This is a genomic window from Acinetobacter sp. YH12086, assembly GCF_013419345.1.
GTDB lineage: Bacteria > Pseudomonadota > Gammaproteobacteria > Pseudomonadales > Moraxellaceae > Acinetobacter > Acinetobacter amyesii.
Map to the genome: position 1 here is coordinate 16,271 of NZ_VPAF01000018.1, position 12,682 is coordinate 28,952.

At 39.9% G+C, this 12,682-nt stretch carries 13 protein-coding genes; 6 read left to right on the top strand and 7 right to left on the bottom strand.

The genetic code is table 11. The features are described 5' to 3' along the window. Positions 1-189: 189 nt before the first annotated feature. On the bottom strand, positions 190-645 hold the full coding sequence (locus FTU29_RS14975; RefSeq protein WP_180020870.1) for an Lrp/AsnC family transcriptional regulator: 456 nt from the start codon (positions 643-645) through the stop codon (positions 190-192). 142 nt (positions 646-787) lie between these two features. On the opposite strand from FTU29_RS14975, the gene FTU29_RS14980 reads away from it, so the two are divergent. Then, a complete protein-coding gene (locus tag FTU29_RS14980; RefSeq protein ID WP_180012236.1) occupies positions 788-1,534 on the top strand; it encodes an AzlC family ABC transporter permease in 747 nt (248 codons plus the stop codon). Continuing rightward, positions 1,531-1,830, top strand: a complete 300-nt coding sequence (locus tag FTU29_RS14985) for an AzlD family protein (RefSeq protein ID WP_180122627.1) — start codon at positions 1,531-1,533, stop codon at positions 1,828-1,830. Before FTU29_RS14980 ends, FTU29_RS14985 begins: the two co-directional genes overlap by 4 nt. A 163-nt stretch (positions 1,831-1,993) precedes the next feature. Here the strand turns inward: FTU29_RS14985 and FTU29_RS14990 are convergent, their stop codons facing one another. Next, positions 1,994-2,296 carry a hypothetical protein gene (locus FTU29_RS14990; RefSeq protein ID WP_078189224.1) on the bottom strand — a complete coding sequence of 101 codons (303 nt, stop codon included), beginning with the start codon at positions 2,294-2,296 and terminating at the stop codon, positions 1,994-1,996. A gap of 199 nt (positions 2,297-2,495) precedes the next feature. Continuing rightward, positions 2,496-3,524 carry a type I glyceraldehyde-3-phosphate dehydrogenase gene (locus tag FTU29_RS14995; RefSeq protein WP_180122629.1) on the bottom strand — a complete coding sequence of 343 codons (1,029 nt, stop codon included), beginning with the start codon at positions 3,522-3,524 and terminating at the stop codon, positions 2,496-2,498. Positions 3,525-4,456: 932 nt separating this feature from the next. On the opposite strand from FTU29_RS14995, the gene alaS reads away from it, so the two are divergent. From alaS to csrA, 3 genes are all read left to right on the top strand, one after another. Then, positions 4,457-7,150 carry an alanine--tRNA ligase gene (alaS, locus tag FTU29_RS15000; RefSeq protein ID WP_180122631.1) on the top strand — a complete coding sequence of 898 codons (2,694 nt, stop codon included), beginning with the start codon at positions 4,457-4,459 and terminating at the stop codon, positions 7,148-7,150. A 346-nt stretch (positions 7,151-7,496) separates the two neighbouring features. Then, entirely contained in the window at positions 7,497-8,777 is a 1,281-nt protein-coding gene (locus FTU29_RS15005) for an aspartate kinase (protein ID WP_078194395.1), read from the top strand. A 248-nt stretch (positions 8,778-9,025) separates the two neighbouring features. After that, positions 9,026-9,280, top strand: a complete 255-nt coding sequence (gene csrA, locus FTU29_RS15010; protein ID WP_078189080.1) for a carbon storage regulator CsrA — start codon at positions 9,026-9,028, stop codon at positions 9,278-9,280. 92 nt (positions 9,281-9,372) lie between these two features. Here csrA and rnhB read toward each other — a convergent pair whose 3' ends face one another. Next, positions 9,373-9,942 carry a ribonuclease HII gene (gene rnhB / locus FTU29_RS15015; protein WP_180122633.1) on the bottom strand — a complete coding sequence of 190 codons (570 nt, stop codon included), beginning with the start codon at positions 9,940-9,942 and terminating at the stop codon, positions 9,373-9,375. Between the two features lie 93 nt (positions 9,943-10,035). Then, positions 10,036-10,425: a hypothetical protein gene (locus tag FTU29_RS15020; RefSeq protein WP_078189082.1), complete on the bottom strand. Its 390-nt coding sequence runs from the start codon at positions 10,423-10,425 to the stop codon at positions 10,036-10,038. 212 nt (positions 10,426-10,637) lie between these two features. Here FTU29_RS15020 and FTU29_RS15025 point away from each other — a divergent pair, with 212 nt between their 5' ends. Further along, positions 10,638-11,195, top strand: coding sequence for a cytochrome b (locus tag FTU29_RS15025; RefSeq protein WP_078189083.1), 558 nt, complete (start codon positions 10,638-10,640; stop codon positions 11,193-11,195). A 52-nt stretch (positions 11,196-11,247) separates the two neighbouring features. Here FTU29_RS15025 and FTU29_RS15030 read toward each other — a convergent pair whose 3' ends face one another. Further along, positions 11,248-11,622 carry a hypothetical protein gene (locus FTU29_RS15030; RefSeq protein WP_111885321.1) on the bottom strand — a complete coding sequence of 125 codons (375 nt, stop codon included), beginning with the start codon at positions 11,620-11,622 and terminating at the stop codon, positions 11,248-11,250. 56 nt (positions 11,623-11,678) lie between these two features. After that, positions 11,679-12,680 carry an adenosine deaminase gene (locus FTU29_RS15035; protein ID WP_180122635.1) on the bottom strand — a complete coding sequence of 334 codons (1,002 nt, stop codon included), beginning with the start codon at positions 12,678-12,680 and terminating at the stop codon, positions 11,679-11,681. Positions 12,681-12,682: the final 2 nt, after the last annotated feature.

Here is a 12,682-nt window from a genome sequence, read left to right on the forward strand (position 1 = left end):
TCATTACTTCATCTACAGCTTTAACTCTTACAACTAAATCCATGTTTATTCTTATATTTTAAAATTATGGAACGTTATTTTTTTAACCATTTGATAAAAAATAATAAGCGTCCTACTTTCTATAGATGAAGTTTTAAACAAAGTTATAAAATATGATCAGGCTCAATAACTTAATTTAAGACACGAACATCAATCCAATGGAAGCGCTGTAGTTTGTTTAACGGCCTGTAACGGTATCTCTGTTTTTACATTTTGCACACTGGCAATCTGCGTTAAATGATGAATCTGAAACTTTCGATAGGCTTCTAAATCTGCCACGACGATACGTAAGAAAAAGTCACAATCCCCTGCCATGAGTTGACATTCAACCACCTCAGGCATCGTTTGAATCGCTGCGACAAAATCATTCACGGTTTTTGCATCTTGACCTTTTAGCCAAATCCGCGCAAATACCGTTAAACTTAAATTCATTTTTGACTGATTCAGTAAAGCCACATATTTCTCAATATAGCCTTCATCTTCTAATTGCCTAACCCGTCTCAAACACGGCGAAGGTGATAAACCAACTAGTTGGGCCAATTCATTATTTTGTAGTTTTCCATTTTGCTGTAATGCTTGCAAAATGCGTTTATCTATCTGATCCATCAATAAAGGCACTAAATTTCACAATAATCTTTATTTTAGCAATTTTATTGCACAATAAAAGCAATCTTCCATAAAATAGCTGCCAAATGCTGCTCAGATATCCATAAAATATTGCTTTCGATCTCGCTTCATGGAAAACGTCATGTTGATGTTTAGACAAAGTACACTCAATCACACCCACTCACAGCATTCTATTGAGTTTAAACGAGGTCTAAAAACATCTATTCCAATGCTGCTGGGCATTATTCCTTTTGCATTAGTTTTGGGTGCTCAGGCAACACATAAAGGCTTTTCTAGTTTAGAAGTTCCGCTTTTGACTGGCCTTAACTTTGCCGGTGGTTCTGAATTTGCCATTTTGGAAGTTTGGACCAATCCCCCTAATATTCTCATGCTGATGTTTATTACGTTTTTAGTGAATAGTCGGCACCTATTAATGGGGGCGAGCCTTGTCCCGTATTTACGACATCTACCGAATCGTAAGGTTTATACCGCTTTATTTTTTATGTGCGATGAAAGTTGGGCTGTGGGTTTGGCTGATGCGCAAAAAAAATCTAATGTTTTGGGAATTCAGCGCGCCTTTAGTTTGATGTTCTATGCAGGCTTATGCTGTGCTCTATATTTGATGTGGGTTGGCTTTACCACGCTAGGGGCAATGATCGGGCCGATACTTGGCGATATTAGTCGACTTGGTTTTGATATGGCCTTCCCTGCTGTATTTCTTGTTTTACTGCGTGGCATGTGGAAAGGCTTTAAAGCGGCGCGTCCATGGCTGGTCAGTTTGATTGCCGCATCTTTGGCTTACTTGTATCTCCCTGCGGGCTGGTATGTTCCGATTGGCGCAGTTACTGGCATTGCTTCTGCATTTTTCCTAATTGGAGATGATGCATGATCCACACTAGCACCCTGATCGCGATTCTATTTATAGCCTTAACCACTTACCTGACCCGCATCTTGGGTTATATGTTACTGAAAAACCGTAGCCTCACCAACAAACAACGTCAAATTATGGAAGCTGTCCCCGGCTGTGTGTTGATATCAGTGATTGCGCCCTATTTTGTTAAAGATCATCCTGCTGATCTGATTGCGATAGCCATTACCCTATTTGCAGCATCACGTTTTTCGTTATTGCCTACCGTTGTGATTAGCATGCTTTCAGCAGCAGTATTAAGACAAATTTTGATTTAACTAAGTAATACGCGATCATGTTTTGAATAACGAAAGAACTACGATTTAAACCCAATGATGATGAATATTAGGAATCATCTTATTGGATAAAAAATACCCATACCTTGAGATCACATGCTTCATGCAGATATCGAGGTGTGGGCAGTCTTTTGTATTTTTTTGATTAGCTTTGGTCTGTCTTGACCACTTTTGCCAAAAGGTTCACCAACTCTGCATTTTGCAATTCAACTTGCTGTAATTTGTGAGTGGTTTGATCTAATACTTCTTGCTGGATATGCATTTTCTTTGCAAGATCTTGCATAATTTCCAAGGTCTTTTTCAGGTTGGCTTCTAAATGCACCACTTTTTCTTCAAGCGGCAAGGTTTCATGCGCGGTAGATTGCGATACGTCACGATTAAATTGTAGCCAAATTAAAAATATAACCGCCAGCGCCAATAATAAAATAAATCCCCAAAGTAACATCAACATCATACTCAATACTCTTTATATATTTCTTTGACTTTCATCTTAAACAATAAATTGGCTGTGCTTGAATATTTTTTAAAGTTTTTCAATATTTTCAAGCCATATGTAGGTCATTAAGCATGATTTTTCATCTAATTTTAGAAAATAAAAAACACCTACAAGCTAGTAGATGTTTTCTATATTGGATAAGTTTGAATTTTTATAGAGAATGAAAACTTTCACATAAATCGAGTAAGCGGTTCGCATAGCCCCACTCATTGTCATACCATGCGAAAACTTTTGCTTGTTTTCCTACCACCATGGTTTGATTCAAATCAACAATCAATGAATAAGGTGAATGATTAAAATCACTTGATACCAAAGGTTCATCGGTTACTGACATAATTTCATGATAATCAAAACGTGCAGCTTTGCTTAACACTGCATTTAACTCATGCTTGGTGATAACTGATTGAGACACAAAACTTAAATCGATTGCAGCAACATTAATAGTCGGTACACGAATCGAATAGCCATCGATTCGATCTTCCATTTTCGGCATGACCCGTTTCAACGCACCCAGAGCTGAAGACGTCGTTGGAATAATATTTTGACCTGAAGCTCGCGCACGACGTAAGTCACGATGTGCATGATCCAATACAGACTGATCCGCAGTCACAGCATGAATCTCAGTCATCAGTCCTGTGTCTATACCAAAGGCATCATCAATGATTTTGACTAAGGGAACCAAAGCCTGCGTAGTACACGACACACTTGAAATAATTTGATCAGTCGCTTTGACTTCATGATGATTAACACCATACACGATCGCAGCATCAACACTGTCAAACGGTGCCGCACCAATAATCACACGTTTGGCACCTGCACCAATATGCTGTGTGGCTGCCTCTCTCGATCGAAATAAACCTGTGCATTCGAGTACCACATCGACATTTAGTCGTTGCCAAGGTAAAAGACTTGGCTGTGGCTCATTCAACACTTGCACTTTGAGATGTGCTTGAGCACAAGAGATATCTAGAAAAATAGCGCCATCTTGTTCAAGAATTTCGACTTGGCCTGCAAAACGACCATGCGTGGTGTCATATTTAAACAAATGCACCATGGTTTCCACATCAGCGACATCATTTATGGCAACAATTTCATAATGAAATTCTTTTGGATTTTCAAACCAAGCGCGTAATACATTGCGTCCGATTCGACCAAATCCATTAATTGCCACTCGCTGCATGACCAATCCTTCGTTTTGAAACAAAAATAAAGCATCTATATGTTAATGGATTTCAACATGAAAACGTTATCATTTATTCGTTTAATGCTTATTGGGCTTTATTTTTATAAAACTTTAGCACCTGTATAGATCCAAATATTAGCTTCACTAGAAATGTACAGTACTAAGATCAAGTCCAAACACTATGATTAAATTGGGTATAAACATGCAATTATCCAAATGAACTGAAAAATATAAAAGCAACCCACCTTCATGTAGAGCATTCATCAACATGTTGAATTTGAAATTTCAAAGCTTTTCAAGACATATAAACAACTGATGTTATGCACGAAAAAGTAATTAAGCATTTTAAAAATACTTTTTAAGTTTATTCGACGGAGTCTTACATTTTGAATTGACAAAGGGATTAGCCTTCGGCTGGAGGTACTATAACGAAACATTGTTTCTCATTCGGCAAAATGAGAAGCGTGCTTCGCAAGGAAACCAACTTGCCGTGCAATGCACATCACCGACAAAACACTTTCACTAGCGTCGAATTATTGAAAATATCGCAAAAACATTTTTGATTAAAAGTAGCCCTATCTCAAACACTTGCGGATGACGTTACCGCGTATCGTTCTTTTATTTGAATCAAATTGCGCTTCTGATGTTACTGCGCAACATCAGTAAATAAAACGCAGCAACAGTGCGCTCACTAGATTAATCAATGAATACTTTCAGCGTTCCAAAGGTTTAAAAATCTAAAAATATAGGTGCTAAATTTAAAACATATAAAAAGTCATAGAGATAGCCGAAAATCATTGGTCACTACACCTTTTTCCGTTATAATTTAGCGTTTTTAAATTTTATGTCAGCATCTCAAGCCAGCTTTAAATTTTTGTAAGGCTTGCTTGATATGCTATTACCAAATCGAAATTAGGAGAGACTTGGTTGTGAGTACTCGTTTTATGACATCAGCTGAAATTCGCGAAGCTTTTTTAAGCTACTTTGAATCGCAAGGGCATACACGTGTCGCGTCGAGTTCTCTGGTACCTGCCAACGACCCAACACTATTATTCACAAATGCTGGTATGAACCAGTTTAAAGACTGCTTCCTCGGTCTTGAAAAACGTGACTACGTTCGTGCAACTTCTTCACAAAAATGTGTCCGTGCCGGCGGTAAACACAACGACTTAGACAACGTTGGTTATACAGCACGTCACCACACGTTCTTTGAAATGTTGGGTAACTTCTCATTTGGTGACTACTTCAAACGTGATGCCATCACATTTGCTTGGGATTTCTTAACCAACGAAAAATGGTTAGGTCTGCCAAAAGATAAACTATATGCCACTGTTTACCATACAGATGACGAAGCATTTGATATCTGGAACAAAGAAATTGGTCTAGACGCTTCACGCATTATCCGTATTGGTGACAACAAAGGCGAAAAATACGCTTCAGATAACTTCTGGGCAATGGGCGATACAGGTCCTTGCGGTCCATGTTCTGAAATCTTCTTTGACCATGGTGACCACATTTGGGGCGGCTTACCGGGCACTCCTGAAGAAGATGGCGATCGTTTCATCGAAATTTGGAACAACGTATTCATGCAGTTCAACCGTACTGCTGATGGTGTGCTGCATGCCCTTCCTGCACCTTCTGTAGATACAGGTATGGGCCTTGAGCGTATTTCTGCAGTTTTACAGCATGTAAACTCAAACTACGAAATCGATCTATTCCAAAACCTACTTAAAGCTGCTGCTGAAATCATTGGTTTAGATACCACTGAACTTGAAGCAAAAGCTCAAGCAGAAAACAAACCAGTTGAATACCCTGCTTCACTTAAAGTTGTGGCTGACCATGCACGTTCTTGCTGCTTCTTGATTGCAGACGGTGTTAACCCTTCTAATGAAGGCCGCGGCTATGTACTTCGCCGTATTATCCGTCGTGCAGTACGTCATGGTAACAAATTGGGTGCAACTGGCTCATTCTTCCATAAAATGTTACAGCCGCTGATCGACGTGATGGGTGCTGCTTATCCTGAACTTGCTGCACAGCAAGCACGTATCGAAGCTCAGCTTTTAAAAGAAGAAGAACAATTTGCAAAAACTTTAGAGCAAGGTTTGAAATTGCTTGAAGGTGAATTGGCTCAACTTAAAGGTTCTGTAATTCCGGGTGAAACTGTATTTAAACTTTACGATACTTACGGCTTCCCAACTGACCTTACAGCAGACATTGCACGTGAACGTGATTTAACCATTGACGAAGCTGGTTTCGAAGTCGAAATGGCGGCTCAACGTCAACGTGCGCGTGATGCTGGTAAATTTGCTGTCGACTACAACTCAATTGTGAAAGTTGAAGGCGAGACTCAATTTGACGGCTATGACGCAACTCAAGGCCAAGGTCAAATTGTTGCAATCTACAAAGACGGCGAACAAGTTGATGAAGTTTTTGAAGGTGACGAAGCACTAATCGTTCTAAACCAAACTCCTTTCTATGCAGAAAGTGGCGGTCAAGTTGGCGATACAGGTATCTTCAAAAACGAAACTGGTATTTTTGAAGTTCAAGACACCAAAAAATCAGGCGGCGCTTTTGTACACCAAGGCATCGTGACCATGGGTAACTTAAAAGCAGCTCAAGCAGTTGAGGCGATTGTTAAAGCGGATATCCGTGAAGCAACTTCACGCAACCACTCTGCAACTCACCTATTACATGCAGCACTTCGCCAAGTTTTAGGTACGCACGTACAGCAAAAAGGTTCATTGGTTGCAAGCGAACTTTTACGTTTTGACTTTGCTAATGACCAACCTGTTTCATTTGAACAGCTTCAAGAAATTGAACGCATTGTCAATGCCGAAGTGATTGCCAATACTGCTGTTTCAACTGAACTTTTAGACATCGAGGCGGCCAAAGAAAAAGGCGCAATGATGTTGTTCGGTGAGAAATACGGTGACGAAGTACGTGTACTTTCAATGGGTACAACCAAAGATGAGAAAAACTTCTCTATCGAACTTTGTGGCGGTATTCATGTAAAACGCACCGGTGATATTGGTCTATTCAAAATCACTTCTGAAGGCGGTGTTGCTGCAGGCGTACGTCGTATTGAAGCCGTTACGGGTACTAAAGCTGTTGAAGCTGCGCAAAAAGCAGATCGTGACATTCATGCAATCAACGATTTGCTGAAAGCGCAAAAAGATCAAACTTTAGAAAAAGTTGAAGCTTTGTCTCACACAGCATCTAGCTTGCAAAAACAAATTGAACAATTGAACCAAAAATTGGCAAGCTTCCAAGCCGCTGAGTTATTGAGTCAAGTTCAAGAGATTGCTGGCCGCAAAACATTAATCACCACGGTTCAAGGTGTAGATGCGAAATCACTTCGCAACTTGCACGATGGTGTGAAATCTAAGTTAGACAATGCTGTGATCGTGATCGCAGCGGTTGATGCCGACAAAGTGAGCCTCATTGCTTCGGTTGCTAAAGAATACACTGCTGCTGTAAAAGCAGGTGACATCATCAAACACCTTGGTCAAGAACTTGGCGGTAAAGGTGGTGGTAAACCTGATATGGCTCAAGGTGGTGCGCCTTATAGCGACAAACTTGAAGCGGTAATGACTGACCTCGTTGCATGGTTAGCTGCAAAATAAGACCAAAAGTCCTATAGCTCAAAGTGACTCACCTCCTTTGAGCAAATCAACAGGTTTAAGCAGTGTGTTTTTTAATGCTGGATCCTGCTTAAACACTGTTGATGCGTGAAAGCGCAAACTCAATCATCATGTTGAAACCAATATTCAACCTCTGGCTAAATGATGAAAATGGAGTCTAAAAGGCTGGGTTCATGTGAATCCCCTGCAGACACAAAGTATCTATTTGAACTCCTCCTACCTTGGAGTTCATGAGCTACGTGGTATATTAAAATCGCGCTGAAGTGCGGTCTTAAAATATGTGTAAGTGCTTTAAGTCTTTAGACTTATTTACTTGGTAAGGATAGTTATGGCATTAATCGTTCAAAAATATGGCGGTACCTCAATGGGTACTCCAGAGCGCATTTTAAATGTTGCTCGTCGTGTAAAGCGTTGGCATGATCACGGTCACAAAGTTGTGGTTGTTGTATCTGCAATGAGTGGCGAAACCAATCGTCTACTTGCTTTAGCGAAAGCCATTACCGAAACCCCTGATCCACGCGAATTAGACCAAATGGTGTCTACGGGTGAACAGGTAACGATTTCTATGTTAGCAATGGCACTTAACTCTATTGGTGTTGAAGCTAAATCACTTACAGGCCGTCAAGTCGGTATTAAAACCGACAGCGCATTTACCAAGGCGCGTATTGAAGCGATTGATACGGATGTATTGACTTCAAACCTTGACGCTGGACGTGTCATTGTAGTGGCAGGTTTCCAAGGCTTTGATGCCGAAGGTAACACTACGACTCTAGGTCGTGGTGGTTCTGACACTTCGGGTGTTGCATTGGCAGCTGCACTTAAAGCTGATGAATGTCAGATTTACACAGACGTTGATGGTGTTTACACCACTGACCCTCGTGTCGCTCCAAAAGCGAAAAAAGTTGATCGTATTTCTTTTGAAGAAATGCTTGAAATGGCATCACTTGGTTCTAAAGTCCTTCAAATTCGCTCTGTAGAATTTGCCGGTAAATACCAAGTGCCTTTACGCGTATTATCAAGTTTTGATAATGACGATGATGGCGCATTCGACGAAAACTTTAAACAAAACGTCGGGACACTAATCACCACTGAAGCGGAAGACAACATGGAACAACCAATCATCTCAGGTATCGCGTTCAACCGTGATGAAGCTAAATTAACTATTCTTGGTGTACCGGATAAACCAGGTATCGCTTCAAACATCCTTTCACCAATTGGTGATGCCAATGTTGAAGTGGATATGATTATCCAAAACGTTGAAGAAGACGGCACAACTGATTTCACATTTACAGTTAACCGTAGTGAATTATCAAAAGCGAAAGCCATTCTTGAAGCTACTGCACAAGAAATTGGTGCACGTGAAGTTGCAACTCGCGCAGACATCGTAAAAGTATCGATTGTTGGTGTTGGTATGCGCTCACACGCAGGTGTTGCAAGCAAAATGTTTACTGCTCTTGCAAAAGAAGGCATTAATATTTTGATGATTTCGACTTCTGAAATCAAAATTTCAGTGATTATTGATGAGAAATACTTAGAGCTTGCTGTACGTGCTCTACACACTGCATTCGGTCTAGACCGTGAAACAGGTGAATCAAGCGCACGTGCTTAATTAACCTTGCTGTGTGTCAAAATTTGTCATTGTTAGACAGATTTTGAAAAACATCGTAAAAATTCAGAGCCACTATAGTTTTTTTTATAGTGGCTCTGTTATATTAAACCTGAGGATTTTAAAATTTACTCAGTTTGCGACTGTCACAATGATTGTTTCAGATGCACTGCTAAATTTTTTGCTTTTACAAGTTATGAATTTTACATAACAGATCATTTGCAGGTTTTGCATTTTGCAAGGAGAGAAACATGCTGATTCTGACTCGTCGTGTCGGAGAAACATTAATGATTGGAGACCAAGTTAGCGTGACTGTACTTGGTGTTAAAGGTAATCAGGTTCGTATTGGCGTGAATGCTCCAAAAGAAGTATCTGTTCATCGTGAAGAAATTTACCAACGAATTCAACATGAACGCGCAATGCACGAACATCTCCAAAACATTGATCAAGAATATCAGCCATCTTTTGAAGAAACTGATTATTCCCAAAATAACTATAATCGCTAAGATTTAAGTTGTTTAAATCATAAAGCGGCTCATTAGGCCGCTTTAAATTTATCTAGAACATGCTTTTACTATAGACGTTCAACTAAGCTTTATTACTGCCCTTCTAGAACTTTACGTACGGGACCAAAACTGCGGCGATGTTCATCAATCACCCCATACTGCGCAATCGCTTCGAAGTGCGCTTTGGTTGGATAGCCCTTGTGTTTCGCAAAACCATACTGTGGATATTTTGCATCTAGCTCAACCATTGCGTGGTCTCGAGTCACTTTTGCCAAAATACTCGCAGCCGAAATTTCAGGATGAATCGCATCTCCGCCTACCACAGCATCACAGCTCATCGCTAAACCGGTTGGGACTTTATTACCATCTACCAATACGTGTTCTGGCTGCACACTGAGTTTTTCCACTGCACGACGCATTGCAAGTAATGATGCTTGCAAAATATTGATCTCATCAATTTCTTGTGCAGAACTTTCAGCAATCGCCCAAGCCAAGGCTTTTTCTTGAATCTCAATAAATAACTTTTCACGTTTTTTTTCAGTGAGTTTCTTAGAATCATTTAAACCTTCAATCGGGTTATTTGGATCTAAAATGACAGCTGCCGCAACAACCGAACCCACCAATGGACCGCGACCCGCTTCATCTGCACCAGCAATTTTCATATATCTCTCACTCAAAATAAAATACGACCCTTAATTTGGATTTGCTAATACTCAGCAATACCAATGTCTGGGTCGTATAAATTGTTCTAAATCTCAGTTTTTAAATGTTTCGATCACGCAAGCATTTAAAGTATTTGTCACAATTTTAGCCGCAAGATTTGCTTGTGAAGTTTTATCCATTGCTGCTACAACCAAATCCGTTGCAGTCACGCTAGTTGTCGCTTTCTCGCCTACACATGAACACACTTCAGTTTGTAGTTCAGATTTTTGAGTTTCTGTTAATAGTTTTGAACCTGTTTTCCAGTAGCTGTTGTTATTTAGCTCAGTCACGCATTTCGCTTGAACACCCACTTTAACAGCCATCATTGCCAAGCTGTTTGCTGAAGTTGTACCTGTAGATGTACTTGTACCTGTTGTACCAGTCGCAGCACATGCAGAAAGTACAAGCGCTAATGGCGCTAGAACAGCAACTAATTTTTTCACGAATATTTCCTTTGTTCTGTTAATTAACGCGCATATTGTGCCCCAAATCACACACCATCTGATATGACTATTTAAAATAAATTCGGTAGTTGTGTAGTTAATCATCAAAGCCTGTGTTGCATATTCACAACACAGTGTCCCGATTTTAAACGACGCATATTTTTGTGGTCTGTATTAGAATCTGCATAAGATTGGACGCTTAAATAATCAACATGAGCAATAACACACAATACTACACTCGAACAGCTCAGGTCTTACATTGGCTGATGGCGATCATATTCATCGTGGCATGGTTAATTGGCTTTTATAGTGGTAATTTTCTGAGTTATGACGTCGATGGCAGCTTTAAAGGGCAAGTCATTACCCTCCATAAAAATATTGCTACTACGATTATTTTTCTGGTGGTGATACGAATCTTTTGGCGCTATACCCACCCCGCTCCAGATTTACCTGACAACATGTCCTCCGGCATGAAAACCTTGGCACATTTGGGTCATTTAGCACTTTATTTTGTACTACTGGCTTTACCTATTACAGGTTGCTTATTTAGTTGGAGCGCAGGTCACCCGGCCCCTGTCCTGTATTTGTTTGAAATACCACGCTTGGTCCAAGATAATCCTGAATTACTTGCCATCGTGAAACCGCTACATATTTGGATTTCTTGGGCAGCAGGCTTGCTCTTAGTCGGTCATATTTTGGCAGCACTGAAACATCATTTTATTGATAAAGACCATGTGCTCAAAAGCATGACACGACAACCAAAACCCTAATAAAGACAAAATAAAAGCCACATCATGTGGCTTTTATTTTGAGCATCATCTTTTAATTCAGCACTTGCTGAGCACAGCCGCGCATACTATTCAAAACCGCTTTAGATATCAGTTTATTCTTTTCAGTTTCATTCACTGCAGCAGTCATCAGATCTTTTGCACCGATATCATCCATAGCATGCTCACTCACGCACTGACAAATCGCAGCTTGATTGTCTTTTTTCTGTTGAGCACTCATAAACAACGCAGCACCTTTCCAAATTTTAGAACTATTTAACTCTTGCGAGCATTGATATTCAATCACAGGCTTTAGCATACGCTGACTTAAACTTGATTTATCTGCACTAGCAGCGGATGAAATCAATACTGCGGCTAAAAATGTAATCGATGAGGCAAATATAGAGCGATTTGAATGAGAGAAAAGCATGATTTAAACATAAAAAAGGCAGTGAATATTCACTGCCTGAGATTATACGCTGATTATTAATTCAACGCTTCAATCTTTTTAATCCAAGTTTGTTTTTCCGCATCTGAAATAAATGATGCTTCAAAAGAGTTAATTGCCAGTTGCTTTAACTCTGCATTGCTTAAATCAAGTGCTTTGGTGATCGCAATAAAGTTATCATTCATATAGCCACCAAAATAAGATGGATCATCTGAATTGACGGTCACATGCACACCTTGTTGCAATAGTCGGCGAATATTATGATCAGCCATATCATTCACAACACAAAGTTTTAAATTACTCAGCGGGCAAACGGTTAATGGCATTTTCTCTGCAATTAAACGCTGCATTAAGGCTGGATCTTCTTCTGAACGTACACCATGGTCAACACGATTTACTTTCAGTAGATCCAAGGCTTCCCATACGTATTCTGCTGGACCTTCTTCCCCTGCATGCGCAACGATAAGAAAACCTGATTCACGTGCTTTTGCAAAAACACGTTCGAATTTTGATGGTGGATGACCCACTTCACTCGAATCTAAACCGACACCAATAATTTGATCTTTATATGGCAAAGCTTGATCTAGAGTTGCAAATGCTGCGTCTTCAGATAAATGACGTAAGAAGCACATAATCAGATGTGAGCTAATGCCCAGTTTTACTTTGGCATCATTACAAGCGCGTTGTAAGCCATTCAAAACAGTTTCAAAAGCAACGCCACGATCTGTATGAGTTTGTGGGTCGAAGAACATTTCAGTATGAACCACATGATCTTCTGCACATTTTTCTAAATATGCCCATGCTAAATCATAAAAATCTTGCTCATGAATCAGTACATTTGCACCTGCATAATAAATGTCTAAAAAAGACTGTAAATTATGAAAGTTATACGCTTCTTTTAATTCTTCGACTGACTGATAAGGAATTGCAATATTGTTGCGTTGGGCAATTGCAAACATGAGTTCAGGCTCAAATGTCCCTTCAATATGCACATGTAGCTCTGCTTTTGGCAAAGCGCGAATCAGCTCAAGTTGATCCATCT